The 26,878-nt window shown below is 67.3% G+C and carries 24 protein-coding genes and 2 pseudogenes; 16 read left to right on the forward strand and 10 right to left on the reverse strand.

The annotated features are described in order from the left end of the window. Positions 1-170: 170 nt before the first annotated feature. The 4 genes from L6444_RS03470 to L6444_RS03485 are packed head-to-tail and all read left to right on the forward strand — an operon-like array spanning position 171 to position 5,073. The gene (locus L6444_RS03470; protein ID WP_236980604.1) at positions 171-812 is read left to right on the forward strand and encodes a helix-turn-helix domain-containing protein; all 642 of its coding nucleotides are present in this window, start codon (positions 171-173) and stop codon (positions 810-812) included. A gap of 20 nt (positions 813-832) precedes the next feature. Continuing rightward, positions 833-1,843, forward strand: coding sequence for a glucose-6-phosphate dehydrogenase (coenzyme-F420) (gene fgd, locus L6444_RS03475; protein ID WP_236980606.1), 1,011 nt, complete (start codon positions 833-835; stop codon positions 1,841-1,843). 10 nt (positions 1,844-1,853) lie between these two features. Continuing rightward, positions 1,854-3,932, forward strand: a complete 2,079-nt coding sequence (pta, locus tag L6444_RS03480; protein ID WP_236984633.1) for a phosphate acetyltransferase — start codon at positions 1,854-1,856, stop codon at positions 3,930-3,932. Between the two features lie 7 nt (positions 3,933-3,939). Beyond that, entirely contained in the window at positions 3,940-5,073 is a 1,134-nt protein-coding gene (locus L6444_RS03485; protein ID WP_236984635.1) for an acetate kinase, read from the forward strand. Here L6444_RS03485 and L6444_RS03490 read toward each other — a convergent pair. Beyond that, positions 5,062-6,249, reverse strand: coding sequence for a DUF1501 domain-containing protein (locus tag L6444_RS03490; RefSeq protein WP_236980608.1), 1,188 nt, complete (start codon positions 6,247-6,249; stop codon positions 5,062-5,064). The two genes, L6444_RS03485 and L6444_RS03490, sit on opposite strands and share 12 nt — an antisense overlap. A gap of 11 nt (positions 6,250-6,260) precedes the next feature. Then, complete coding sequence (locus L6444_RS03495; RefSeq protein WP_236980610.1) at positions 6,261-7,577, reverse strand: DUF1800 domain-containing protein; 1,317 nt, start codon at positions 7,575-7,577, stop codon at positions 6,261-6,263. A 117-nt stretch (positions 7,578-7,694) separates the two neighbouring features. On the opposite strand from L6444_RS03495, the gene L6444_RS03500 reads away from it, so the two are divergent. After that, a complete protein-coding gene (locus tag L6444_RS03500) occupies positions 7,695-8,576 on the forward strand; it encodes a hypothetical protein (RefSeq protein WP_236980612.1) in 882 nt (293 codons plus the stop codon). Positions 8,577-9,777: 1,201 nt separating this feature from the next. On the opposite strand, the gene L6444_RS03505 is transcribed toward L6444_RS03500, so the two are convergent. The 3 genes from L6444_RS03505 to glnX are packed head-to-tail and all read right to left on the reverse strand — an operon-like array spanning position 9,778 to position 14,383. Further along, positions 9,778-12,105 (reverse strand): serine/threonine-protein kinase PknG, encoded by a 2,328-nt coding sequence (locus L6444_RS03505; protein WP_236980614.1) that lies wholly within the window; start codon positions 12,103-12,105, stop codon positions 9,778-9,780. After that, positions 12,105-13,064, reverse strand: coding sequence for a glutamate ABC transporter substrate-binding protein (locus L6444_RS03510; protein ID WP_236980616.1), 960 nt, complete (start codon positions 13,062-13,064; stop codon positions 12,105-12,107). The genes L6444_RS03505 and L6444_RS03510 overlap by 1 nt, the downstream gene beginning before the upstream one ends. Beyond that, positions 13,064-14,383, reverse strand: a complete 1,320-nt coding sequence (gene glnX, locus L6444_RS03515; RefSeq protein WP_236980617.1) for a protein kinase G-activating protein GlnX — start codon at positions 14,381-14,383, stop codon at positions 13,064-13,066. The genes L6444_RS03510 and glnX overlap by 1 nt, the downstream gene beginning before the upstream one ends. A gap of 116 nt (positions 14,384-14,499) precedes the next feature. Between glnX and L6444_RS03520 the strand changes: the two are divergent. Beyond that, positions 14,500-14,995: pseudogene (locus L6444_RS03520) on the forward strand (NUDIX hydrolase). A 2-nt stretch (positions 14,996-14,997) separates the two neighbouring features. Here the strand turns inward: L6444_RS03520 and thiE are convergent. Further along, positions 14,998-15,676: pseudogene (gene thiE, locus L6444_RS03525) on the reverse strand (thiamine phosphate synthase). Between the two features lie 163 nt (positions 15,677-15,839). Between thiE and thiO the strand changes: the two are divergent. From thiO to L6444_RS03545, 4 genes are read left to right on the forward strand one after another with little or no spacing between them, the layout of a single operon-like run. After that, a complete protein-coding gene (gene thiO, locus L6444_RS03530; protein ID WP_236980619.1) occupies positions 15,840-16,856 on the forward strand; it encodes a glycine oxidase ThiO in 1,017 nt (338 codons plus the stop codon). Then, positions 16,856-17,071 carry a sulfur carrier protein ThiS gene (thiS, locus tag L6444_RS03535; RefSeq protein WP_236980621.1) on the forward strand — a complete coding sequence of 72 codons (216 nt, stop codon included), beginning with the start codon at positions 16,856-16,858 and terminating at the stop codon, positions 17,069-17,071. Before thiO ends, thiS begins: the two co-directional genes overlap by 1 nt. Beyond that, positions 17,064-17,837, forward strand: coding sequence for a thiazole synthase (gene thiG, locus L6444_RS03540; protein ID WP_370653074.1), 774 nt, complete (start codon positions 17,064-17,066; stop codon positions 17,835-17,837). The genes thiS and thiG overlap by 8 nt, the downstream gene beginning before the upstream one ends. Positions 17,838-17,848: 11 nt before the next feature. Continuing rightward, entirely contained in the window at positions 17,849-18,616 is a 768-nt protein-coding gene (locus L6444_RS03545; protein ID WP_236980623.1) for an SGNH/GDSL hydrolase family protein, read from the forward strand. A 10-nt stretch (positions 18,617-18,626) separates the two neighbouring features. On the opposite strand, the gene L6444_RS03550 is transcribed toward L6444_RS03545, so the two are convergent. Continuing rightward, positions 18,627-19,145, reverse strand: coding sequence for a serine/threonine protein kinase (locus L6444_RS03550; RefSeq protein ID WP_236980625.1), 519 nt, complete (start codon positions 19,143-19,145; stop codon positions 18,627-18,629). A gap of 103 nt (positions 19,146-19,248) precedes the next feature. After that, the gene (locus L6444_RS03555) at positions 19,249-19,749 is read right to left on the reverse strand and encodes a serine/threonine protein kinase (protein WP_236980628.1); all 501 of its coding nucleotides are present in this window, start codon (positions 19,747-19,749) and stop codon (positions 19,249-19,251) included. 482 nt (positions 19,750-20,231) lie between these two features. Between L6444_RS03555 and L6444_RS03560 the strand changes: the two genes are divergently transcribed. From L6444_RS03560 to L6444_RS03585, 6 genes are all read left to right on the forward strand, one after another. After that, a complete protein-coding gene (locus L6444_RS03560; protein WP_236980630.1) occupies positions 20,232-20,555 on the forward strand; it encodes a CD225/dispanin family protein in 324 nt (107 codons plus the stop codon). A gap of 13 nt (positions 20,556-20,568) precedes the next feature. Beyond that, entirely contained in the window at positions 20,569-20,991 is a 423-nt protein-coding gene (locus L6444_RS03565; RefSeq protein WP_236980631.1) for a DUF2752 domain-containing protein, read from the forward strand. Positions 20,992-21,030: 39 nt separating this feature from the next. Then, complete coding sequence (locus tag L6444_RS03570) at positions 21,031-22,536, forward strand: M28 family metallopeptidase (protein WP_236980633.1); 1,506 nt, start codon at positions 21,031-21,033, stop codon at positions 22,534-22,536. Further along, positions 22,533-24,002: a M28 family peptidase gene (locus L6444_RS03575; RefSeq protein WP_236980635.1), complete on the forward strand. Its 1,470-nt coding sequence runs from the start codon at positions 22,533-22,535 to the stop codon at positions 24,000-24,002. Before L6444_RS03570 ends, L6444_RS03575 begins: the two co-directional genes overlap by 4 nt. 127 nt (positions 24,003-24,129) lie before the next feature. Further along, positions 24,130-25,584 (forward strand): neutral zinc metallopeptidase, encoded by a 1,455-nt coding sequence (locus L6444_RS03580; RefSeq protein WP_236983747.1) that lies wholly within the window; start codon positions 24,130-24,132, stop codon positions 25,582-25,584. A gap of 11 nt (positions 25,585-25,595) precedes the next feature. Beyond that, entirely contained in the window at positions 25,596-26,060 is a 465-nt protein-coding gene (locus tag L6444_RS03585; RefSeq protein ID WP_236980637.1) for a DUF4190 domain-containing protein, read from the forward strand. 179 nt (positions 26,061-26,239) lie between these two features. Here L6444_RS03585 and L6444_RS03590 read toward each other — a convergent pair whose 3' ends face one another. After that, positions 26,240-26,581 (reverse strand): hypothetical protein, encoded by a 342-nt coding sequence (locus L6444_RS03590; RefSeq protein WP_236980639.1) that lies wholly within the window; start codon positions 26,579-26,581, stop codon positions 26,240-26,242. Between the two features lie 45 nt (positions 26,582-26,626). Then, complete coding sequence (locus tag L6444_RS03595) at positions 26,627-26,851, reverse strand: hypothetical protein (RefSeq protein ID WP_236980641.1); 225 nt, start codon at positions 26,849-26,851, stop codon at positions 26,627-26,629. Between the last annotated feature and the right edge of the window lie 27 nt (positions 26,852-26,878).

Genomic DNA, 26,878 nt, shown 5'->3' on the forward strand with positions numbered 1-26,878 from the left:
CCGCCTACCGCGGCCTCGAGGACGAGGCGCGAACCGCTGCCGGCGCGGCGGTCGCCGCGGCAAACGAGATCGGCGCGATCTACCTTGCCGACGCGCCGTCGGCGACGCTGGCGTTCGTGGAGGTGTCCCTGGGCCGCTACGACCAAGCGATGACGGTGTTGGAACCGCTGTTGGCGACCTTCGACCCCGCCCACGACACCGAGATCATGCAGGGTGGCTACCTTCCCGACGCGATCGAGGCACTCGCCGGCCTGGGTCGTGTCGACGAGGCTGAACAGTTGTCAAATGCGTTGGCAGAAAACGGTACTCGACTGAATCGTCGGTGGATGCTGGCCATGGCTGCACGGGGCCGCGCGCTATGCCTGGCCGCGCGGGGCAACCTCGCCGCCGCAGAGGAAGCTGCCGTCGCTGCGATCGCGCATCATCAACTGCTTGCCATGCCGTTCGAGACCGCTCGTAGCCGGCTTCTCCTCGGCCAGGTACAGCGACGCCGCCGGCGCAGGCAGGATGCTTCGGCCTCGCTGCGTGCGGCTCTGCAGACCTTCGAGCAACTCGGCACGCCATGGTGGGCATCGCGGGCACGCTCGGAACTCGCCCGTCTGAGCAGTACCAGCGGGGGCAGCGATGGGCTGACCCCCGCCGAGCGGCGTGTCGCCGAACTCGCCGCGACGGGACGATCCAACAAGGAGATCGCCGCCGAGCTGTTCATCTCGGATAAGACCGTCGAGATGGCGCTGAGCCGCGTGTACCGCAAGCTCGGAATACGGTCCCGCGGCGGTCTGTCGATGGCGCTCCGATCCGGCGACATTTAGCAGGGGAGTAGAAAGAACACGTGGCTGAACTGAAACTCGGATACAAAGCGTCCGCCGAACAATTCGCACCTCGCGAGCTCGTCGAACTGGCCGTCCTCGCCGAAGCGCACGGCATGGACAGCGCCACCGTCAGCGACCACTTCCAGCCGTGGCGGCACGAGGGCGGGCACGCCCCGTTCTCACTGGCCTGGATGACGGCGGTGGGGGAGCGCACCAAGCGCCTACAGCTGGGCACCTCGGTGCTCACCCCGACCTTCCGGTACAACCCGGCCGTCATCGCCCAAGCCTTCGCCACCATGGGCTGCCTGTACCCGGGGCGCATCTTCCTGGGCGTCGGCACCGGCGAGGCGCTCAACGAGATAGCCACCGGCTACCAGGGCTCCTGGCCGGAGTTCAAGGAGCGGTTCGCGCGGCTGCGTGAGTCGGTGCGGTTGATGCGCGAATTGTGGCGCGGCGACCGGGTCGACTTCGACGGCGAGTACTACCGGCTCAAAGGCGCCTCGATCTACGACGTGCCCGAGGGCGGTGTGCCGATCTACATCGCCGCCGGCGGCCCCGCGGTGGCCAAGTACGCGGGCCGGGCCGGCGACGGTTTCATCTGCACCTCCGGGAAGGGCGAAGAGCTCTACACCGAGAAACTGATGCCGGCCGTCCTGGAAGGGGCGGCGGCCAACGACCGCAACCCCGACGACATCGACAAGATGATCGAGATCAAGATCTCCTACGACACCGACCCCGAGCTGGCGCTGAACAACACTCGGTTCTGGGCGCCGCTGTCGCTGTCGGCCGAACAGAAGCACAGCATCGACGACCCGATCGAGATGGAGAAGGCCGCCGACGCGCTGCCGATCGAGCAGATCGCCAAGCGCTGGATCGTGGCCTCCGACCCCGACGAAGCCGTCGAAAAAGTGGGCCAGTACGTGCAGTGGGGACTGAACCACCTGGTGTTCCACGCGCCCGGACACGACCAGCGCAGGTTCCTGGAACTGTTCGAGAAAGACCTCGAGCCCAGGTTGCGCAGACTTGGCTGACGCGGGGGCCCTGGCGAAGGCGATCTACATTGCCGCTCCCGAGGCGGAGACCGGCAAGTCCACGATCGCACTGGGCTTGCTGCACCGGCTGGCCGCCACCGTCGCCAAAGTCGGTGTGTTCCGGCCGATTACGCGGCTCGGGGAACAGCGCGACTACATCTTGGAGTTGCTGCTCGACCACGCCACCGCGGGCCTGTCCTACGAGCAGTGCGTCGGCGTGAGCTACCAGCAGGTGCACGACGACGTCGAGGCCGCGATCGCCACCATCGCCGACGCCTACCACGCGATGGCCGAGCAATGCGACGCCGTGGTGATCGTCGGCAGCGACTTCACCGATATCGGCGGGGCGACGAGCCCGGCCGGGTTCGCGACGAACGCCCGGATCGCGGTCAACCTGGGTGCGCCGGTGCTGCTGATGGTGCGCGGGTGGAACCGCACGCCGCAGGACGTCGCCGACGTCGTCGAGGCATGTCTGTCTGAGCTTTCAGCGCTGCGTGCGCACGCCGCGGCGGTGGTGGTCAACCGGTGCGCGCCCGACGAGCTGGACGCGGTTCGTGAGGCTTTGCGCAAGTTCACCCCGCGCGGCTACGTGCTGCCCGAGGCGCCGCTGCTGGCCGCGCCGACGGTGACCGAGCTCAAGGACGCGGTACAGGGGACGCCGGTAAGCGGAGACATCTCGCTGCGCGACCGCGAGGTGATGGGTGTGATGGTCGCCGGGATGACGGCCGACCACGTGCTGGAACGGCTGCGCGACGGCATGGCGGTGATCACCCCGGGCGACCGGTCCGACGTGGTGCTCGCGGTGGCCAGTGCCCATGCGGCCGAAGGGTTTCCGTCGCTTTCGTGCCTCATCCTCAACGGCGGCCTCGAGCTGCATCCCTCGATTGCGGCGCTGGTGGCCGGTCTGCACCTGCGATTGCCCATCATCGCCACCACACTGGGCACTTACGACACCGCCAGTGCGGCGGCATCGTCCCGCGGCCGGGTCACCGCGAGGTCGCAGCGCAAGATCGACACCGCCCTGCAGCTGATGGACCGCAACGTCGACATCGACGATCTGCTGGCACAGCTGGCCATTCCGATACCCACCGTCATCACCCCGCAGATGTTCACCCGTCGGCTGCAGCAGCAGGCCCGCGCCGACCGCAAGCGCATCGTGCTGCCCGAAGGTGAGGACGACCGGATCCTGCGCTCGGCCGGCCGGCTGCTGCAGCGTTCGGTCGCGGACCTCACCATCCTGGGCGACGAGACCCAAGTCCGTTCCCGGGCAGCTGAACTCGGTGTCAGCCTGGAAGGCGCGGCGGTGATCGATCCGCGCAGCAGTGAGCTGCACGAACAGTTTGCCGAGAAGTACGCCGAACTGCGTCAGGCCAAGGGTGTCACGGTTGAACATGCCCGTGAAATCATGAACGACGCGACCTATTTCGGCACCATGATGGTCTACTGCGGCATGATCGACGGCATGGTGTCCGGTGCCGTGCACACCACCGCGCACACCGTGCGCCCAGCGTTGGAGATCATCCGGACGGTGCCCGACGTGTCGACGGTGTCCAGCATCTTCCTGATGTGCCTGCCGGACAAGGTACTTGCCTACGGCGACTGCGCCATCGTCCCGAACCCGACGCCCGAGCAGCTCGCCGACATCGCGATCTCCTCGGCGCGTACCGCCGCGCAGTTCGGCATCGAACCCCGGGTGGCCATGCTGTCCTATTCCACCGGCGACTCCGGTTCCGGCGCGGATGTCGACAAGGTCAGGGCGGCAACGGAATTAGTGCGGTCCCGGGAACCGGAACTGGCCGTCGAAGGGCCGATTCAGTACGACGCCGCCGTGGACCCGTCGGTGGCGGCAACCAAAATGCGCGACTCGCCCGTCGCCGGCCGCGCCACCGTGCTGATCTTCCCCGACCTCAACACCGGCAACAACACCTACAAGGCGGTGCAGCGCTCGGCGGGTGCCATCGCGATCGGGCCGGTGCTGCAGGGACTGCGTAAACCGGTCAACGACCTGTCTCGGGGCGCCACGGTCGAAGACATCGTCAATACCGTTGCCATCACCGCCATTCAGGCGCAGGGCGTGTCCCGTGGGTGATCGTCTGGTGCTGGTCATCAATTCCGGCTCCTCGTCGCTGAAGTTTCAGCTCGTCGACCCCGACTCCGGGGAGTCGCGGGCCACCGGCGTGGTGGAGCAGATCGGCGAACCCGCCTCGCCCGTCGCCGATCACGAAGCGGCGCTGCGGCGGGCATTCGAGATCCTTGCCGACGACGGCATCGACCTGGGCGAGTGTGGCCTGGTGGCGGTCGGTCACCGGGTGGTCCACGGCGGCAAGCGCTTTCACCGCCCGACCAAGCTGGACGACGACGTGATCGAACAGCTCACAGAGCTCTCCCCGCTGGCCCCGCTACACAACCCGCCCGCTCTGCAAGGCATCGAGGTGGCACGCAAGCTGCTGCCCGACGTGCCGCATATCGCGGTGTTCGACACGGCCTTCTTTCACCATCTGCCCGCGGCCGCCGCGACCTATGCGATCGACCGCGAGGTGGCCGAGACCTGGCAGATTCGTCGGTACGGATTCCACGGCACCTCACACCAATATGTCAGCGAGCAGGCCGTGTCGTTCCTCGGCCGGCCGCTGGAGGGCGTGAATCAGATTGTGCTGCATCTGGGTAACGGCGCGTCCGCGTCGGCGGTGGCAGGTGGCCGGCCGGTGGAGACGTCGATGGGCCTGACACCGCTGGAAGGTCTGGTCATGGGCACCCGCAGCGGCGACATCGACCCCGGCGTGATCAGCTACCTGTGGCGCACCGCGAAGATGAGCGTCGACGACATCGAGTCGATGCTGAACCGGCGCTCCGGGGTGCAGGGCCTGGCCGGCGAGCGCGACTTCCGCCGGCTGCGTACCATGATCGAATCCGGTGACGCGGCAGCGAAATTGGCCTACGACGTATTCATCCATCGGCTGCGCAAGTACATCGGCGCATACTTGGCGGTGCTGGGCCACACCGACGTGCTGAGTTTCACCGCCGGTATCGGTGAGCACGACGCGGCGGTACGCCGCGACGCGTTGGCCGGGCTGGGAGAATTGGGCATCGAATTGGACTTGGAGCGCAACGGTTCCGGGACTGGTGCGCGGCGGATCTCGTCGGATCGTTCGCCGGTCACGGTGCTGGTGATACCGACCAATGAGGAGCTGGCAATCGCCCGCGACTGCCTGGGCGTGCTAAGCGGCTAAGAAGCCCAAGGCCTTTCGTCCAGTCCCCACCGACGGCGTCGGATCGGTTCCGACCGTGCGCGCGAGCACTTCGTAGTAGATGTCGCGAAAGTCTGTGGTGTACTTGAGGTCTCCGTTGTCGAGATCTTTCAGGCTGGGCTCGTCGCCGTAGAAGCCGCCCCGCACGGGAGCGCCCGCGACGAACATCGGGCCCGCGGTGCCATGATCGGTGCCTTGGGAGGCATTGGCCCGCACCCGACGCCCGAACTCGGAGTAGGCCATCAGCACCACATTGGTACCCGCGACCTGGCGCAGGAATCCGGTTACGGCCTCGTCGAAGGTCTGCAGCAGCCGCTGTTGGGTCTCTCGTTCGCCGGAATGGGTGTCGAATCCGCCGAGCTGCACGATGTACACCCGGGTCGGGACCCGGGCCTTGACGGCCGCGGCCACCATGTCCAGCTGTTTGGCCAGCGAGTTATGGTCCTCGCCAACCGGTTTGACCGACTTGAAGGTCTCGTCGGTGGTGCGGGCGGCACGGTAGGCCTTGGCGACGGCCGCCATGGCGGGTGTGTCACCGGGGTCGTCACGACCCAGCGCCGCCATGATCGAGGCAAATTCGTCGGCTTCGCGGGCGTCGCCGGAGTTCGTGGAAAGTGCTGCCGCCGTGTACTTCTGGCCCACCGCGAGCGGCGGCAGCACCGGCCCGATGTTGACCGCCCGCAGCGGGTCGTCGCCGGTGGCGTCGAGCCAGCGGCCGATCCAGCCGGTCGAGACGGGTTCGGCGGGCGAGGCCGTCTGCCAGATATCCATGGAGCGGAAGTGGCTGTGGTCGGGCTTGGGATAGCCGACGCCGCGCACGATCGCCAGCTGGTGTTGGTTCCACAGTTGGGCCAGGCCCTTCATCGCCGGATTGAGCCCCAGCTGCTGGTCGAGGTGCAGCACGTCGCCGGGAGCATAAGCGAGCTCGGGTCGGGCATCGTGATATGCGTTGTCGCCGTACGGAATCAGGGTGTTGATACCGTCGTTGCCGCCGTATAGGGACACGATCACCAAGACGCCGGCATTGGCCGGCAGCGGTCGATCCTGCGCCGCCTGCAGCAAGTCGGGCCAACTGGCCGCCACCGCGCCGGACAGCAGGCCGGCGGCGCTGATACCGGCGCTGGCGATCAGAAATCTGCGGCGATTCAACTCGGGCATGTGCACTCTCGCTAAGACGTCAGGTATTCGGGCGTGTTGACGGCGACCGCCACCAGCTGCGGCGGTCTGGCCACCACAGACGCGAGCACGCTCGCGCTTCGGTCGGACCATTTGCCGACGCCGATCAGGTACCCGACCGCGTCGACGCGATCACGGGGGGCGGTGCGCTCGATGGCGGACAGGTCGGCGGCGCGGGCCAGCTGGGACGCGGCACGCAACCGGGTACCCGCGCTGGCGGTGGACAGCCACACCTGGCCGCCCGGCCAGCCCCCGACACTGGGCGGATAGAACGGGCGTTGCCCGAGCGCGCGCATCGTCGCCTCGGCGGTCTTGAGGTGCTTGGCGTCATTCATCGGCACCCGCAAGGTGCGGATCACGCCGACGAGCCACTCCACCGGCGTGTTGACTCTGGCACTTGGGGTGCCGATGAATTCCGGATCGGTCAGGATCGCCGTGGTCAGCGCGCGCAGGTCGCGTCCCGGGCCGTACGCCGCCACAATGCGGCCCAGCGCTTGCGGGGACGGCGGATCGTCGGAGGCCAACTGCTGCCACAGCCGACCCGCGACGTACTCCGACGATTTGGGCTGCGCCAGCACGGTGTCGCAGAAACCGGCCGCATCGAAGTTGCGGGCCTGGCCGAACAACGTCTTGACGCCGGCGTCATGGCGTTTGGCCGTCAGCGACGTCTGGCCACTGCGGTCGACGACCCAGCCGGTGAGTGCTCGGGCGCCGTTGCGCACGTCTTCCTCCGTGTAGCCGTTGCCGTGTCCCAGTGCGAACAACTCCATGAATTCGCGGGCGAGATTCTCGTTGGGCGCTTTGGCGGTGTTGGTTTGACCGTCCAACCAGTGCAGCATCGCGGCGTCGGTCAGCATCGCGTAGGCCAGGGCGCGGAAGTCGCCCGTCGCCATGGTGCGAAGTTTCTGGTTCTGCGCGGCCATCTGCCCCGCCGTCCGCACCTTTGCCGCGGAGGTGGCAAAGTGGTTGTGCCACAACAACGTCAGCTTCTCGTGGATCGGCTGCCGGACTGCGACCATCCGCTGTAGCCACCAACGCGACAGCGTGTCCAACTGCTCGCCCAACTGCCGGTTGTACTCCTTGTGCGACGCCGGCGTCGCCTTCTTCCCGGGCGGCTGCAGCGGGGGGAACGTCGGCATCGGCGTCGCCGCCGCGCCGGGGTCGGCATCGGGGTTGCTCGCCAGCGCGGCATCGACATAGGAGGCCCAATCCTGGCCGGCCACCGCGTCCACCTGGGCGCCGGTCGTCCCGAACCCGGCGCGGCGCAGGGCGCGAGCCGTGGTGATCCACTGCGCGGACTCTCCGACCATGGGTTTGAGTGTCCACACGAACCTTTGAGCCAGCTATGACGCAGGCCGTGCGCGCCTGCGGGTTGCCTGTGGATATCTGAACGCGCCGGGTGCGGCAGTCGTGCGACTCTTCGCGGCGTGCAGGAACCTTTCGTCGGCTGCGACGCGCTGCAGCGTGGCGTGTTGAACCGCCACCAGTTGCGCACGCGGTATCGGGCACTGCTCCCCGGCATCTATCTGCCCGCGGCCGGTCAGGCTTCGCTCGAGCAGCGGATCGCGGCGGCCTGGCTGTGGTCGAAGGGCAGGGCGACCATTGCGGGTGCGGCTGCGGCGGCGCTGCACGGCACAAAGTGGATACCACGGGACGTGCCGATTGAGTTGGTATCCGGCAACTCCCGGCCGCCGACCGGTGTCCTGACCCGGCGTTGTCTGCTGCTGGACGGGGAAACGCAGGTGATCGATGGGCGGTCGGTCACTACCGCTGAGCGCACCGCGTTCGACATCGGCCGGGGTGGAGCGCTGCATTCGGCGGTGGCCCGGCTGGATGCACTCGCAGCCGCAACGGGTTTCAAGGTCGAAGATGTGCTGGATGTCGTGCGGCGGCACCCCCGCTCACCTGGGCTGCGGCGGTTGGAGACCGCACTCGAACTCGTCGACGCGGGTGCTCAGTCGCCCCGGGAGAGTTACCTTCGGCTGCTGCTGATCGAAGCGGGCTTTCCGCGACCGCAAACCCAGATTCCGGTATTGGGTGCGGACGGGATTCCGTTCGCTCACATCGACGTTGGCTGGGAGGAGTACAAGGTCGGTGTCGAATACGAGGGCGTGCACCATCAGACGGTTCGGGGCCGCTACGTTTACGACATTCAGCGGTTGGAGATGATCGAGCGGCAGGGCTGGCTCATTGTCCGGGTGGTGGCGGAGGAGCGGCGGGTCGGCATCATTGCGCGAGTGCGGGTGGCAATGGTGGATCGGGGTTGGGATGCGCCGGATGCGGATGTGTGTCCGGGGCTTTGGGTGTGAGTCTGCGGTTTTCGTTGTGAGCGTCGGGCGTTCGGTGTGAGGCTGTGGCGGGATTTTGGGCGATTTTGCACCCAGGGTTCACGTTTGGCGCCGAGGCTTCACGTTTGGCGCCCAGGGTTCACGCGCAACGCCGAGGGTTCACGCTCGACGCCGAGGGTTCACGCGCAACGCCTAGGGTTCACGCGCATCGTTCTGGGCTTCGCTTCTAAACTTGGGGCGGTGGCCGGTGTAGGCGCTTGCCGCATTGAGTGTGAATCCATGGCTTTGGTTGTGAAGCAATGGTTTTGAGTGTGAGCACAGGGCGGGATTTCGGGCGGATTGCCGCCCAGGCTTCACGCTCGACGCCCAGGGTTCACGCGCAACGCCGAGGCTTCGCGCGCATCGTCCTGGGCTTCGCTTCTGATCCTGGGGCGGCGGCCGGTGTAGGCGCTCAATGCATTATGTGTGAATCCATGGCTTTGGTTGTGAAGCAATGGTTTTGAGTGTGAGCATATGGCGGGATTTCGGGCGGATTGCCGCCCAGGCTTCACGCTCGACGCCCAGGGTTCACGCGCATCGCCGAGGGTTCACGCGCAACGCCTAGGGTTCACGCGCATCGTTCTGGGCTTCGCTTCTAAACTTGGGGCGGTGGCCGGTGTAGGCGCTTGCCGCATTGAGTGTGAATCCATGGCTTTGGTTGTGAAGCAATGGTTTTGAGTGTGAGCATATGGCGGGATTTCGGGCGGATTGCCGCCCGGGCTTCACACTCGACGCCGAGGCTTCACGCGCATCGCCGAGGGTTCACGCGCAACGCCTAGGGTTCACGCGCATCGTTCTGGGCTTCGCTTCTGATCCTGGGGCGGTGGCCGGTGTAGGCGCTCAATGCATTATGTGTGAATCCATGGCTTTGGTTGTGAAGCAATGGTTTTGAGTGTGAGCATATGGCGGGATTTCGGGCGGATTGCCGCCCAGGCTTCACACTCGACGCCCAGGGCTCACGCGCAACGCCCAGCCTTCACGCGCAACGCCCAGGCTTCACGCGCGACGCCCAGGGTTCACGCGCAACGCCGAGGGTTCACGCGCAACGCCGAGGGTTCACGCGCAACGCCCAGCCTTCACCCCCACCGCCCAGACACCGAGGCTTCACGCCCGAAAGCCCGAAAGCCCGAAAGCCCGAAAGCCCGAAAGCCCGAAAACCCCATAAGGGAGAACGCCAGACAGATCAAAACGTACTTGTCGGCCGGACGTTGTTGGCCATATCCACCAGGGTGTACCGATGCCGCTGGGTGGGCGCCACTCGGGCCAGACTGCGCAGCGAGGCCTCCACGCCCAACCGCAAACCGTGGTCGGTGAACGGAAACCCCAGGATGTGGTTGGTGCTGGGCTGCTTCTCAGCAGCGTTGTCCTGCAGCCAGTCCATCGCGCCGCCCAGCACCAAAGCCCTGATCTGCAACACCCGCGGTTCGGTGGCCGGCAACGCCTCCACCCGTCGGGCGGCGTCGCGGATCTGCTCCTCGGTGATCTCGCTCTGCGAGCGGCCGGACAGCAGGGTCACCGCGCTGGTCAGCCGCGCCGTGGTGAAATGCCTTGAGGTGGGCGGTACTTCGTCGAGCACCTGTACCGCGCCGTCGCGGTCGCCTGCCGCCGAGAGGGACCGGGCCAACCCGAAAGCCGCCGAGATCACACCGTCGTTGGTGCTCCACACTGTCCGGTAGAACTTCTGCTCGTCGGGTTCGCCGGCCAGCTCGGCGGTCGCGGCCAGCGCCAGTTTGGGCGCCAGCTCGCCGGGGAAAGTGTCCAGCACATCGGTGAAATCCTTGATCGCCGATTCGTAGTCGCCGGTGAGCAACTCCGACACCGCCCGGTACCAGACCAGCCGCCACTGCCAGCCCACCCGGGCCGCCAGGTCGTTGAGCTTGCGGGTGGCCTTGCTGACATCGCCCAGGTCCAGCAACGCCCGCACTTCCATCAGCGGCAGCTCCACCGACTCCGAGACATCGGCCCCGTCGGCGTCCAGCGAGCCGTGTCGCGCCGCCCGCAGCGAATCCAGGGTCTGCACCGGCTGCGACAGCACGGTGGCCTGCAACACCGGTGCGGCCACGTCGGCCGGATCCACCAGCGGCACCGACAGCGCCGTGACGATCTCCTTGGCGGTCAGCTTCTCGGAGTGCACCTGGCCGTCCAGGTACACGTCGGTGTGCGCGACCAGCAGGTCCACCCCGAACGTGGAGCGACTGGGGCTGAAGATCGTCGACAACCCGGGCCGCGGCACCCCGGTGTCCTGGGCGACCACTTCGCGCAGCACGCCCATCAACTGCCCGGACATCTCCTCGGCGGTGGCGAACCGCCGCCGCGGGTCGGGGTCGATGGCGCGCCGCAGCAACCGGCCGAAGGAGTCGTATTTGGCCAGCACCGGGTCGTCGTCGGGCAGTCCGTCCACGTAGCGGCCGTTGCGGGTGCGCAGATTCAGCGTCAGCGCGGCCAGCGTCCGTCCCACCGTGTAGATGTCGGTGGCGACGGTGGGGCCGGTCCGCACGATCTCGGGCGCCTGGTAGCCAGGTGTGCCGTAGAGGTAGCCGAACGAATTGATCCGCGACACCGCGCCGAGGTCGATCAGCTTGAGCTGCTCCTCGGTGAGCATGATGTTCTCCGGCTTGAGGTCGTTGTAGACCAGGCCGATGGAATGCAGGTAGCTCAGCGCGGGCAGGATTTCCAGGATGTAGGCGATCGCCTCGGCGACCGGCAGCTTCTGGGCTTTGCCGTTTCTGCGGCTGCGTTTGAGCGACTGCCCGCCGATGTACTCCATGACGATGTAGCCGACCGGATCGCCGTGCTTGTCGTTGTGCTCGACGAAGTTGAAGATCTGCACGATCGAGGGGTGCACGACCTCGGCCAGGAACTGCCGTTCCGCCATCGCGATGGCCTGCGCCTCGGCATCACCGGAATGCACCAGGCCTTTGAGCACCACCGGGCGGTCGTTGACGTTGTGGTCCACGGCCAGGTAGACCCAGCCCAGCCCGCCGTGCGCGATGCAACCCTTGACCTCGTACTGGCCGGCCACGATATCGCCGGGATTCAGTTGTGGCACAAAGGAATACGGGCTACCGCAGTACGGGCACCAGCCTTCCGAGGCACCCTTTTCCTCCGGACCGGACCGGCCCACCGGGCGACCGCAGTTCCAGCAGAACCGCTTGGATTCCGGGACCACCGGATTCTTCATCAGGGCGGTGAGCGGATCGATGTCGGGGACCCGGGGAATCTCCACCAACCCGCCGCCGAGCTGCCGGACCGCCGGCAACGCGCGCGTCGCGCCCGCGATCCGGTCCTGCGGCTGCGTGTCTATCGACCCCAGCGAGAAGGCGAACTCGTCGTCGTCATCGTCGTCGTCGAAATCGGGCCGGAACAGGGCCTGGGTGGCCTGCGGCCGGCCCGTCCTGGCCGTCGCACCCGTCTGGGCGTCCTCCGGCGGCGAGGCAGGCTGGCTACCGGGGGAGCCCTCCTCCTCCAGAACCGCTTCGCCCAGTTCGTCTTCCTGCACCGGCTTGCCCATCAGTCCACGTATTTCGGTTGCGGCGGCAGCGGCGCCGGCCCCAGAACCGTCAACCACTTGCGGTACAACGTATTCCAGGTGCCGTCGCCCCGGATGCGTTCGAGTGTCCCGTTGACGAACCGGACCAGGCCGGTGTTGTCCAGGTTGATCCCGATGCCGTAGGGCTGGGTCGCCATGTTCGGTCCCACGATGTGCAGGTAGGGGTCTTCCTCCACCAATCCGGCCAGGATCGAGTCGTCGGTGGACACGGCGTCGATCTGACGCTGCTGCATCGCGACCAGGCAGTCGGCCCAGTTCACCACCGACACGATGACCGGTGGCGGCGAGATCTCCCGGATCCGGCGTAGCGAGGTGGTTCCGCGGGCCACGCAGACCCGCTTACCGGACAGGTCGGACACCTTCGCGATCGGCGAATCGCGCGGGGCCAGGATGCGCTGGTTGGCATCGAGGTAGACGGTGGAGAAGTTGACCAGCTTGCGGCGCTCGCAGGTGATGGTCATGGTCTTGACGACGATGTCGACCTGAGACTTCTGCAGTGCGGTGATCCGCTCGTCGGCGGACAGGATCCGGTACTCGACGTGATTCGGGGCGCCGAAGATGTCGCGCGCGACCTCGCCCGCGATGTCCACGTCGAACCCGGTGATCTCCCCGGTGATCGGGTCGCGGAAGCTGAACAGGTTGCTGCCGATGTCCAGCCCCACGATCAGCCGGCCACGGGTGCGGATGGGCTCCACTGCGGCGTCGGCGTCGGCCCTGTTGGGAAACGGCCGCAGGCTGGCCGTGGGATTGCAGTCCTGGCTGTTGGAGTCGGGCGGCAGCGGGGACTCCATCTGCAGTTCCTGCATCCCCACCGGGGTCGGCAACGGCAGCGTCGGGGCGATCTCCACCTTCAGCGACTCGGAGTGACCGCAGCCGGCCAGCAACAGAGCCGCCAGCAGGAGACCTGCGCCACGGCGCATCACCGGTACTCCTTGAGCCGCGGCCACAGCCCCAGCGCGACCGCGATGGCGGCGCCCAGGCTCAGCACCACCGCGCCGACCTGCGCCCCGGCCAGCCCGCGCTTGGCGTTGAGGACGTCGTTGCGCAGGTGGTTGCGGCTTTGGATCATCGCCTTGTTGAGCGCTTCGTCGAGCTTGTCGAACGCGGGGGTGGAGTCGTCCTCGCCCTTGCCGAGCGCCACCTGCGTGGCGGCCCGGTAGTTGCCGACCGAGATGTAGGCGTTGATCCGGTCGTTGGCCTGCTGCCAGCGGACCAGCAGCTGGTCGGCGCCCTGCAAGTCGGGCTTGTCGACGGCGTCGTGGCGGGCCATGTACGCGTCGAGTTGGTGGTGCATGGCATCGATGCGCTGGTAGAACGCCTGCTTGCGCACCTCTTCGTCGCCGCGCCGGATCAGCGACAAAGTCTCATCGGCGCGAGCCTGTTGGGCGGTGATCGCCAGGTTGGTCACGGTCTTGAGCGACTCGGCGGCAGTGTCCTTCGCACTACGACTAGCTGTAGTGGAAATAGCCAACGCGGTTCCGACCCACACCACCATGACGAGGATACCGAGACCGCCGACGACCAGGCCTGGATTGATACGCCGCCGGGTGCGCCGGGCCAGCCAGCGGTGCGAGAACGCGCCGAACATCACCGTGGTCGCGACCACCAGGATCACCGGCGCCGGGATCTGGGTGGACGCGGTGGTTTCACTGTCCACCCGAGCCGACGTGGCCTGGTAGAGCTGCTGCGCGTCCGGCAGGATCCGGGACTGCATCAGCCCGGACGCCTCCGACAGGTACGACGAGCCCACCGGGTTGCCGGCCCGGTTATTTGTCCGCGCGATCTCGATCAGCCCGGTATAGACCGCCAGCTCGGCATTGATCCGGCCCAGCAGCTGCACCAGCGACTCGTCGGTGAGCCCGCTGGACGCGCGGGTCACCGCGCTCGCGGCGTCGGTGATGGCCTGCTCGTAGCGCACCCGGACACTGCGCGGCTCGGCCTGGGCGATGAACGCGGTCGCCGCCGCCGCGTCGGCCACCGACAGCGTGGTGTAGAGCCGGCCGGCCGCGAAGGACAGCGGCTCGGTGTGGTCGAGCACGGTGGTCAGCACCTGCTGGCGGTGGTTGATGGTGGTGGAGGTGGCGAACGCGCTGGACACACCGAGAGCCGCCAGCACGATGCCGATGGTCAGGATACGGCCGGGCGTGGTGGAGATGAACCACCAGCGCGGGTGGGCCGGTTCGGCGGGCGAGCGCAATCCCTGTGGCTCGGTCGACGGGTGCGCGAGCTCAACCGTCACGTCTGTTCCGACCTCATCTTTCGGCCATACCACGAACCTCTATAAGCGAAGTCTAAGAGCATTGCGCGGAGGATGTGGGGAGGCGGCACCAATCCGGGCGTGCATATCCTGAATCGGTGCAGGGTGACGGTGACGGATGGGTGATTTCCGAGCGCGGCATCCATTACTGGGGCAGGTTCGGCGCGGCCGGACTGCTGTTGCGGGCGCCGCGGCCCGACGGCACCCCCCGCGGTTCTGCTGCAACACCGGGCGGTGTGGAGCCACCAAGGCGGCACCTGGGGCTTGCCGGGCGGTGCCCGCGACAGCCACGAGACCCCCGAGCAGACCGCGGTGCGCGAGGCGCGGGAGGAGGCCGGGCTGGACGCCGAACTGCTGACCGTGCGGACGACGTTGGTCACCGCCGAGATCGCGGGACTGCGCGGTACGCGCTGGAGCTACACCACCGTCGTCGCTGATGCCGCCGAACTGCTGGAAACCGTGGCGAACCGGGAGAGCGCGGAGTTGCGCTGGGTCGGCGAGGACGACGTCGCCGAGCTGCCGTTGCACCCGGGATTCGCGGCCAGCTGGGAGCGGCTGCGCGGTGTCCTGGCCGGGTTGCCGCTGCGGGCGTGAGCTCAGCAGACCGCGCTGAGCGCCGAGGCGAGTTCCGTGGCAGCCGCCCGCGGGTCGTCGGCGGCGGTGATGGCGCGAACCACGACGATCCGCCGGGCGCCGGCTTCGAGCACCTCCGGCAGCCGCGCGGCGTCGATGCCGCCGATGGCGAACCAGGGCTTGTCGGTGTCCAGGCCGGCGACGGCGCGGACCAGCTCCAGCCCCGGTGCCGGGCGGCCCGGCTTGGTGGGGGGTGGGCCAGCACGGGCCGACGCAGAAGTAGTCGGCGGCTCCGCCGGCCGCGGCGGCAGCTTCGCCCGGAGTGTGACTGGACAGGCCGAGCAGCGGGCCCGCTCCCACGATCTCGCGGGCCACCTTGACAGGCAGGTCGCGTTGGCCCAGGTGCAGCACGTCGGCGCCGGCCGCGCGGGCGATGTCGGCGCGGTCGTTCACCGCGAACAGGGCGCCGTGCCGGTGGGCCGCGTCGGCCAGGACCTCGCAGGCGGCCAGCTCGTCGAGCGCCTCCAGCGGACCGAACCGCTGCTCACCGGGCGACCCTTTGTCGCGCAGCTGGATGATGTCCACCCCCCCGGCCAGCGCGGCGTCGGCAAACTCGGCCAGGTCGCCGCGTTCCCGGCGGGCGTCGGTGCACAGGTATAACCGGGCCTTCTGCAGCGCGGGACCGAGGCGGGGCTGATGCACACCGCGACGTTAGCGCGCTAGCGTAGAAGCCGAACAACACACGGGAGTCCCGGGTACCAGCGGGGCTGAGAGTGGGCTGACGAAGTCGCAGACCGGTCTGCGGGCTTGGACCTGCCCTTACCGTCACACCTGATCCGGGTCATGCCGGCGAAGGGAGGCAAGGATGTCAAGCACGCCCACCGGGACGGTCGCCGTGATCGGCGGCGGCGTCATCGGGTTGTCGGTGGCACGCCGCGCGGCCCAGGCCGGGTTTTCGGTGCTGGTGCACCGCGATTCCGATTTCGGTGCTTCCTGGGTGGCCGGCGGCATGCTGGCCCCGCACAGCGAGGGCTGGCCCGGCGAGGAGCAGTTGCTGCGGCTGGGCCTGGAGTCGCTGCGGCTGTGGCGCGAGGGCGGTTTTCTGGACGGGCTGGACCCGCAGGTGGTGACCGCGCGCGAGTCGCTGGTGGTGGCCGTCGACCGTGCCGACGTCGCCGATCTGCGGACCGTGGCGGACTGGCTGTCGGCCCAAGGCCATCCGGTGGTTTGGGAATCGTCCATGCGCGACGTCGAACCGCAACTGGCCCAAGGCATTCGGCACGGGTTCCGGGCGCCGACCGAGCTCGCGGTGGACAACCGCGCGGTGCTCGAGGCGCTGATCGGTGACTGCGAGCGACTCGGGGTCCGGTGGGCCGGTCCGGTGACCGAACTCGGTGCGGCGCAGGGCGAGACGGTGGTGATCGCCAACGGCATCGACGCCCCCGCGTTGTGCCCCGGGCTGCCGGTGCGTCCGGTGAAGGGCGAGGTGCTGCGGTTGCGCTGGCGCAAGGGCTGCACACCGTTGCCGCAGCGGGTGGTTCGGGCCCGGATACACGGCCGTCAGGTGTACCTGGTGCCCCGGGCCGACGGGGTGGTGGTCGGCGCGACCCAGTACGAACACGGGCGGGACACCGCGCCGGTGGTGTCGGGGGTGCGTGACCTGCTCGACGACGCGTGCGCGGTGCTGCCGGCGCTGGGGGAGTACGAACTGGCCGAGTGCGCCGCCGGCCTGCGGCCGATGACCCCGGACAACCTGCCCATCGTGCGGCGACTGGACGAGCGGACGCTGGTGGCCACCGGGCACGGCCGCTCCGGGTTCCTGTTGGCGCCGTGGACAGCTGAACAGATTGTGTCCCAACTCATTCCAATCGGAGTGCACTGATGATCGTGGTTGTCAACGAACAGCAGCTCGAGGTCGACGAGCAGACCACCGTGGCCGCGCTGCTGGAGTCGATGGGTTTTCCGGACCGCGGGGTCGCAGTGGCGGTGGACGCGGCCGTGCTGCCCCGATCAGCGTGGGCCTCACGGCTCGCCGAGTTGTCGGGGTTGAGCGGGCCGATGCGGCTCGAGGTGGTCTCGGCGGTGCAGGGTGGTTAGGCCGGACGACGGTACGGGCAAGCTGACGATCGCTGACCGTAGTTTCGCCTCGCGGCTGATCATGGGCACCGGCGGGGCGACCAGCCTGGCGGTGCTGGAGGAGGCGCTGGTGGCCTCTGGCACCGAGCTGACCACCGTCGCGATCCGCCGCGTCGACGCCGAGGGCGGCACCGGGCTGCTCGAGTTGCTCAACCGGCTCGGTATCACGCCGTTGCCCAACACCGCCGGCTGTCGTAGCGCGGCCGAGGCGGTGCTGACCGCACAGCTGGCCCGCGAGGCGCTGGACACCAACTGGGTCAAGCTGGAGGTGATTGCCGACGAGCGCACGTTGCTGCCCGACGCAATCGAATTAGTCAGGGCTGCAGAGCAATTGGTTGACGACGGGTTCGTGGTACTGCCCTACACAAACGACGACCCGGCGCTGGCCCGCCGCCTGGAGGACACCGGATGCGCGGCGGTGATGCCGTTGGGTTCGCCGATCGGCACCGGCCTGGGCATCGCCAACCCGCACAACATCGAGATGATCGTGTCCCGGGCGGGTGTCCCGGTGGTGTTGGACGCGGGGATCGGCACCGCCAGTGACGCGGCGCTGGCCATGGAGCTGGGTTGCGACGCAGTGCTGTTGGCCACCGCCGTCACCCGCGCGGCCGATCCGCCGACGATGGCCGCGGCGATGGCCGCAGCGGTCACCGCCGGATACCTGGCGCACCGCGGCGGCCGCATCCCGAAACGCTTCTGGGCCCAGGCGTCCAGCCCGGCGCTATGACCGGAAATGGTATGAAACGCTATGTCGCACTGGGTAGTTCGATGGCAGCCGGTCCCGGAATCCGGCCCCGGGCGGCGGGGGCGCCGCGGCGGGCCGGACGCTCGGCGCGCAACTATCCGCATCTGGTCGCCGGTCGGGCCGGCCTGGACCTGACCGACGTCACCTACTCCGGCGCCACCACCGCCCACGTGCTCGCCGACCGCCAGCACGGTGCGGCACCGCAGATCGCCGCACTGGACGGCACCGAGAGCTTGGTGACGGTGACCATCGGCGGCAACGACGTCGGCTATGTCCCGCTGTTGATGGCGGCGTCGTTGCCGTCGCCGCTGCGGTGTCTGCCGTTGCTGGGTAGCCGCCTGAACGAACTGCTGGATCCCGATGCCCGCGAGCGCGCGCTGGCCGTGGTGTTCGATTCGCTGTGCGATGTGGGCCGCAGCCTGCGCCGGCACGCGCCGCGGGCGCGGATCTTCTTCGTGGACTACCTGACGATCCTGCCGCCCGCCGGCGAATCGGCGCCGCCGCTCGCCGACGAGCATGCCGGACTGGGCCGGCATGTGGCGAGCGAGCTGGCCCGGCTGACGGCCGAGGCCGCCGCGGCCACCGACTGCGAAGTGGTGTCGGCGGCCGCGGCCAGCCGCGATCATCACGCGTGGTCGGAGCAGCCCTGGACCACGACGCCGGCCAGAACCGTTGTGCCACTACCGGGTCGGCCCGCACCGCTGCACCCGAACGGGGCAGGGATGCGGGCCGTCGCCGATCTCGTGTTGCAGGAGCTGTAGCCCCAGGGCGTCAGCCGTTGGCTTGCCACCACTTGTAGAGCGCGGCCGTGTCGCCGCCCGATCCGCGGACGAACGCCACCACGTTCTTGGCGTCCACGGTCCAGATGACCTCGGCCTTGCCGTCATCGGTTCCGCAGGCGACCTGCCCGGCCGAGTCGGTCGAGCTGCCCTGGTGCCAGGTGGTCGGCGACTTGGCGTCCCCGCAGTTCGCAAGCGTGTCGCCGGCGATGAGTTTGGTGAACGCGCTGGCCATGTCGGAGCTGTTGGGGAACAGGAAGTACTTGGCCCCCGACGGTCCACTGCTGTCGGAGTTCTGCCCACAGACCAGTACCGACTGCACCGTCGGGAAGGCGGACTGCACCTCCGAAACCGATTGGGAGGAGCAGTTACTCGAGTTGTAGCCCTTGGACAGCGATCCGGCGAACGCGTCGGTCGGGTCGGCCGACGCGGTGCCGGCACCGAAGCAGCCGAAACTGGCTACCACTGCCGCGGCGGTGATGCCGCGCAGTGCGTTGGCGCGATGAGTCATTGTTAGCTCCTTGCTTGTCGTTGGATTGAGTAACTATTGGACGAGTGATCCGGCTGCGCTGCTTGACGAAACAGAACAGTCCTTCGCGGCCCGAACGGAAAAATCAGCCGTTGGTGCGCCACCATTGGTAGAGCGCGGCGGTGTCGGTGTTCGAGGCGCGGATGAAGCTCAGTACGTTCTTCGCGTCGGTGGTCCAGATGACCTCGGCCTGGCCCTGGTAGGTGCCGCAGGCCACCTGCCCGGCTGATGTGGTGGCATTGCCCTGATGCCAGGTGGTGGGCGAGTCGGCGTCGCCGCACTTGGCCAGGGTGTCGTCTTTGATGCTGGCGGTGAATGCACTGGCCAGGTCGGTGGTGTTGCCGAACAACATGTACTTGCCGACCACGGGCCCACCCTCGAGCGAGTTCTGGCCGCATTCCATGACCGCGACCATGCCGCTGGACGGGTCTTTGGCGCTGCAGTTGCTTGTCGAGTAGCCCTTCGACAGCACGCTGACCAGCGTTTCGTTGGGGTCGGCATTGGCTGCGGCCATACCCGCGTAACTGACACTGCCCAGCACTGCCGCGGCGGTGGCGGCCCGCAACAACTTCGATAGGGGGGACATCGATGGACTCCTCGGTGGTTTGTGGGACCGGTGGTGCAACTGTGCCGATATCGGGGAAGTGTATTTGCGGTATACGACTTAAAACAGGGTTTTGCCAACATGGATAGTAGAGCGATGCCGCGCCGGCGCAATACATTCCGTTGCAAACTATCTTTCTTGGCATTAGTTTCCCATAAATCCCCGGTGCCGAGTCGATGGCGGACGCAGCCCTGCGATTTCGGGGTGAGGCCGCTTTCGGGCCGAATATGCTTCGGAGCGGTCTTATTCCGATGCGGCGCAGGCCGGCCGGGACCGGACGGATTTGGCGGCTAAAGAATATTGAAATCTGCAGTCTCTCAATAATTTTCACCCGCGCCGCAGTGGCTCGTCGGCAATTTGCGGAATCGGCTGATGGCCGCGCAGGTTGGAGAGCCGTGGCGACGGATTTCGGGTATGGTAAGCGTCGCTTCACGCCAGCTAACTTCTTCTGATCAGGAGAATTCATGACGCAACCACCTCCCGGTTACCCGCCGCAGCAGCCGGCCGGATCGCCGCCGAACAACTACTTGGTGTGGTCGATTTTGGCGACGCTGTTCTGCTTTCCCATCACCGGGATCATCGCGATCGTCAAGTCCAGCCAGGTGTCCGGATTGTGGGCGCAAGGGCTGCACGCCGAGGCGCAGGCGTCCGCCGACGCCGCCAAGAAGTGGGTGAAGTGGTCGGTCATCATCTGGGTGGTATCCGTCATCGTCTACGGAATCCTCATGGTCGTACTCGCGTCGAACACCCCGGACAACAGCGCTGCGATGGCCGCCGCGCTGTTCTGAGTCCCGGCTCGACATGACCCGCCACGTCGCGGAGCCCGCCCAGCTGGGCGCACCACTGTTGGTGGCCGGCGCCTCGGTGCTGGTGTGCTCCGCGATCTGGCTGGGCGACCCGACCACCCCGGGTGGGCCGCTGCCGACCTGCCCCACCAAAGCGCTGCTGGGTATCGACTGCCCCGGCTGTGGCAGCATGCGAATGCTCTACAGCCTGATGCACGGTGATCCGTTGGCGGCCGCGAGGTTCAACGCGCTGGGTCTGGTGGCTCTGGTGCTCCTGGTGTGGGCCTATCTGGGCTGGGCGTACGGCCGCGCGACGGGTCAGCGCATCCGGAGCTGGCAGCACGGGCGCTGGGCTCCGGCGGTCACCTTGACGCTTGTGATGGCCTGGTTTGTGGTGCGCAACCTGCCGTTCGCTCCGTTCACCGGGTTGTTCGTGTGATCGGGCCCGATCGCGCCACGCTGGTCTAGTCTGGGCGCGATGGCGAACAAATCGAAGACGATTCCTGCCGCGCTGGCTTTGTGGGTCGTGGTGGCCCTCGTTGCATTCCTGTCCGGTTGCACGCGCTGCTCGAACGACGCGCAGCCCGCCGGCAGCAACACCGCCGCGACCGAGTTCGCCACCATGATCCGCGGCAAGGTCACCACCGACGCGATGATGGCGCACCTGAGAAAACTGCAAGACATCGCCAACGCCAACAACGGCACCCGCGCCGTCGGCACGCCGGGCTACGACGCCAGCGTCGACTACGTCGCTGAAACGTTGCGCAGCAAGGGTTTCGAGGTTCAACTCCCGGAGTTCTCGGCGCGGGTGTTTCACGCCGACAAAGGTTCGTTGACCGTCGGCGACCTGACCGCCGAGGCGCGCGCGCTGGAATACAGTCGCAGCGCCCCCGACGGAGTGACCGGGCCGCTGCTGTTCGCGCCCGAGGGGGACAGTCCCGGCTGCACGCCCGGTGACTACGACCGGCTGCCGGTACAGGGCGCCGTGGTGGTGGTCGGTCGCGGCGCCTGCCAGTTCGCGCAGAAGGAAGACGCCGCCGCCCAGCGCGGCGCCGTCGCCCTGATCGTCGTCGACAACGTCGACGAGCAGTCGATGGGCGGCACGCTGGGGGCGAATACCGACGTCAAGATCCCGGTGGTCAGCGTCACCAGGTCCGTCGGCTACCAACTGCGCTCTAAGTCCGGCCCGGCGACGATCAAGCTGAACGCGGAGACCAAAAGTTTCAAGGCCCGCAACGTGATTGCCCAAACCAAGACGGGATCGTCGACCGACGTCGTGATGGCCGGAGCGCACCTGGACAGCGTCCCGGAGGGCCCCGGCATCAACGACAACGGTTCCGGGGTGGCCGCGGTCCTGGAAACCGCAGTGCAGCTTGGCAATTCGCCGCAGGTGCACAATGCGGTCCGGTTCGCGTTCTGGGGCGCCGAGGAACTCGGGCTGATCGGCTCCCGCAATTACGTGGAGTCGCTGGATCTCGAGGGGCTCAAGAACATCGCGCTGTACCTGAACTTCGACATGCTGGCCTCGCCCAATCCGGGTTACTTCACCTACGACGGCGACCAGTCGCTGCCGCTGGACCAACGCGGCCAGCCGGTGGTGCCCGAAGGGTCGGCGGGTATCGAGCGAATGCTGGTCAACTACCTGAAGTTGTCCGGCAAGACCGCGCAGGACACCTCGTTCGACGGCCGCTCCGACTACGACGGATTCACCTTGGCCGGCATTCCGTCCGGCGGGTTGTTCGCCGGCGCGGAGGCCAAGAAATCCGACGAACAGGCCAAGCTGTGGGGCGGGACCGCAAACGAGCCCTTCGATCCCAACTATCACCAGAAGGGCGACACCCTCGAGCACATCGACCGCACCGCGCTGGGCATCCAGGGTGGCGGCGTCGCCTACGCCGTGGCCCTGTACGCGCAGGACATCGGCGGACGAAACGGAGTTCCGGCCATGGCGGACCGCGTCCGTCACGTGCTCGCGAAGTCATGATCGGCCGGCTCGCCGCCCTGCTGCTGACCCTGCTGCTCGCGGCGTGCTCGACTCCGCATTCGTCCCCCACCCCGGCTGCCGTGCCGGATCCGGCCCGCGCGCTGGCGGCCAAGGTGACCGCCGACGCGATGTTCACCCATCTTCGGGCCCTGCAGAATATCGCCAACGCCAACAAGGGCAGTCGGGCTTCGGGAACGCCGGGTTATGACGCGAGCGTGGACTATGTGGCGAACACACTGCGCGGCAAAGGTTTCGAGGTCTCCACGCCGCAGTTCGAGCGGTTGCGCAACACCTCGCAGGGCAAGCCGACACTGACGGTTGCCGGGCGGAGCTTTCCCGTCGACCAGGCCTCGCTGCTGGTCAAGACGCCGGCGGGCGGGCTGAGCGGACAACCGGTCCGGCCCGCCCAGCCGGCCGGCTGCGCCGCCGCCGACTACCCGGCCACCCTGCCCAAGGGAGCCATCGCAGTCACCGACGACACCGGATGTTCGGTGGTCGACAAGCAGAACACGGCGGCGGCCAAGGGTGCGGCGGCGCTGATCGTGACCAGCCAGCCAGGCGGTCGCGGCGCTCCGCCCACCCTGTTCAACCCCGGCTACTACAACCAGCTGACCGTTCCGGTCGCCGTCGTCGGCGCCGAGGGAGCCGCCGCGTTGAGCCGTGCCACCGGGACGGTGCGCCTGGTGCTGGACGCGGAGAACCTCAAAGTCATCTCGCGAAACGTGCTGGCGCAGACCAGGACCGGAACAGGCAAAGACGTCGTGATGGTCGGCACCCACCTGGACAGCGCACCGGACAGCCCGGGCATCAACAACGCGGGGACCGGGGTGGCGGCGGTGCTCGAGACCGCGCTGCAGCTCGGGCCGCTGCCGGCGGTGACCAACGCCGTCCGGTTCGCGTTCTGGGGCGCCGAGGAGAACGGCACCAACGGTTCCATGGACTACGTGTTCGGGCTGGACAACGACGCGCTCAACGATATTGCGCTGTATCTGAACTTCGACATGCTGGGCTCGCCCAACCCGGGATTCTTCACCGACGACGGCGACCAGTCGGGTCCGCCCGGGACCGCGGTGGCATCCAGCGACGTGCCCGAAGGCTCGGCCGGCATAGAACGCACCCTGGCCGGTTACCTGAACCTGGCCGGCAAGCGACCGGACGACATGCCGTTGAACACCCGCACCGATTACCATCCGTTCCTGGCGGCGGGCGTGCCGGTGGGCGGCATGAACACCGGAGCCTCGCAGCTGAAAACTACTGTGCAGGAACGGTTCTGGGGCGGGCAGGCCGGTGCCGCGTTCGACCCGAACTATCGGAGCGCCCGCGACACCGCCGACGCCGTCGACCGGGAAGCATTGGCGGTCATGGGGTCTGGCGTGGCGTTCGCGGTAGCGACCTATGCGGCGTCGATCACCGGCGTCAACGGTGTAGCTCCGCGCGACAAGCGCCATCGGACGCGGATCTCCTGACGCCGATAGAGCCGTTGAGCCACAGGCATTTCAGCTCGCCGCGGCGCATTCGACTCAGTACCCCGCGCCGCGCTGTCTAGACTAAGGTTCCTCGCATGCAGGCCGGTCGGGACGGGGTTGTCAGATGATGTTGCGCTCACGCAGGGTGCTCGGGTCGCTTCGGGTCGTGACGGCCTGCCTGGGTGCGGTGCTGATGGTGGCCGGGTGTTCACCGACCGTGGTATCGGGCCGCGCAGTGTCGATTCTCAACGATCCGTTCCGGGTAGGCGGGCTGCCCGCTACCAACGGGCCCAGCGGTATCCGGCCGAACGCGCCGGCGCCCACCGGGACGGTGGTCAACACCGACAACGGGGCCATCGACAAGTTGGCGTTGTTGTCGATCAACGACATCGAGGACTTCTGGAAGGCCAACTACAAGGCGCCGCTGAAGGGTTCGTTCAAACCGGTCGACAAGTACGTGTCGTATGACTCCGAGGCCCGCAACGGCCCCACCGTGTGCCGCACCGAGACCTATCAGAACGTCAACGCGTTCTTCACCTCCCGATGCAACCTGATCGCCTGGGACCGTGGCGTGTTCATGCCGACCGCACAGAAATACTTCGGCGACATGTCCGTCAACGGTGTGCTGGCCCACGAGTTCGGCCATGCCCTGCAGGCCATGGCCAAACTCGTCACCCGACGAGACCCCACGATCGTCTATGAACAACAGGCGGACTGCTTCGCCGGTGTCTACCTCTTCCACGTCGCCGAGGGGAAGTCGCCGCGGTTCACACTCAGCACCGCAGAGGGACTCGACCACGTGCTCGCCGGGGTGATCACCACCCGCGACCCGGTGATGGACTCCGACGAGTCCAACGACGACGAACACGGCTCGGCCCTGGACCGGGTCAGTGCGTTCCAGATGGGCTTCGTCACTGGCACTTCGGCTTGCGCGACCATCACCAAAGCCGAGATCGAACAGCGGCGCGGCGACCTGCCGACCGCGCTGCGGGTGGACACCGGCGAGACCGGGGAGGTCCAGATCAACGAAGACACACTGAAAACGCTGATGGAGTTGATGGGCAAGATCTTCGCGCCCAAGAACCCACCCACCCTGTCGCTCAAGCAGGGCGGCTGCTCGGACGCCAAACCCAGCCCGCCGGCGTCCTACTGTCCGGCTACCAACACCATCGCGGTCGACCTGTCCGACCTGGCGGCGATGGGGAAGGTCGCCGGTGAGAAGCAGCACAGCCTGCCGCAGGGGGACGACACCGCGCTGTCGATCGTGATGTCGCGCTACGCACTGGCGGTGCAGCACGAGCGCGGCCTGCCGATGCAGAGCCCCTGGACCGCGCTGCGTACCGCGTGCCTGACCGGCGTCGCGCACCGCAAGATGGCCGAGAACATCGAACTGCCGTCGGGCAACTCGCTGGTGCTCACCGCCGGTGACCTCGACGAAGCCGTGGCCGGTCTGCTCACCAACCACATCGTCGCCAGCGACGCCGACGGCACCAGCGTGCCCGCCGGCTTCACCCGGATCGCGGCGTTCCGCTCCGGCGTAGTCGGCGACTTGGACGGTTGTTACTCGCGCTATCCAGGGTAGAGTTTGCCCCTGTGACCGACCAGCCACCGGGCTACCCGCCGCCACCGCCGGGTGGCTATGGGTATGAACCGATGCCACCGCAAGGCGGGTACGGCTACGAGCCGCCGTCACCGCCGATGTACGGTTATCCGCCGCCGATGGGCGGCTACCCCGTGCAGCAGGGCACCAACGGGATGGCCATCGCCGCGCTGGTGTGTGCCCTTGCCGGGCCTTTTCTTTGCGGCATCCCCACCATCTTGGGACTGATCTTCGGGTTCCTCGGGCTCAGTCAGATCAAGACGAGCGGACAGCAGGGGCGTGGCTTGGCGATAGCCGGGATCGTCATCAGTGCGGTCACACTCGTCGCCGGGATCATCCTCTCCATCGCATTGGTGGCCCTCAACCAGTCGGAATCGCGGCACCGCCACCAGCACGATGACGACTACTACAACAGCGCCCCCGCTGCGGCGATGATCTTGCCACGCCTGGGCGGTTAGCTCGCTTTCGCAATGCCGGAGAACGTCTCGAGTTCGGCACCCGCTGGCTCAGCGCCGAAAAGTTCGGGACCGCTTTCCGGTCGTGGCCGTGGTCGGCGGTGTGACAAATCTTCAGCTGTTCATCACGTTGGCAGCAGAGTTGAGCGGCCAGCTCGGCTGAATCTCACTTCCGTTGTAAGTCAATAGATCTCGGGGTGGGGCACCATGTGCTCGGGCTCATCGCTGAGCTGCTGGCCGTTGTGCACCCACATGATCGCCGCCCAGGTGAGCAGCAGCCAGCCGAGCGCGACCGTCGGGATCGCCCAGGCCCGCCGGATCAGCAGCGCTTTGCCGCATCCGGCAGTGGAGGCATTAACGTCGTGAGAGATGTGGGCGAGTTGGAAGCCGATGCCGTTCCCGCAGCTGATCTTGATGCCATAGGCGTCGTACTGATCCAGGTAGACCGGGAACCACAGCGCGGCCAAGCCGACGAAAGCGAGCAGCAAGCCGACGATTGCGACGTAGATCTGACGATGACTCACAGCTTCTCCAAGACGAATGTTAATTGTCGATTCGTTGCTCAACGCTCAAGTCATGCATACGTTGGAGAACAACAGCACGGGCCACGAGACGATGGACCCCAGGAACGACACCGCCAGGTCGGCACCCTGCATCTGGTGCAGGTGTTCGGTGTGCGTCGTCGACCATATCGCTCCCACCAGCAGGTATGGGGTCCCGACGATAATTCCGACGGCGATGAGCTGGGCCACACTGAGCTGAACACTCAGCACCCGGCGAATTGTGTCCAACACCTTGCCCCGCCAACCATCGGACCGCCC

This window comes from Mycobacterium kiyosense (assembly GCA_021654635.1).
Taxonomy (GTDB): Bacteria; Actinomycetota; Actinomycetes; order Mycobacteriales; family Mycobacteriaceae; genus Mycobacterium; species Mycobacterium kiyosense.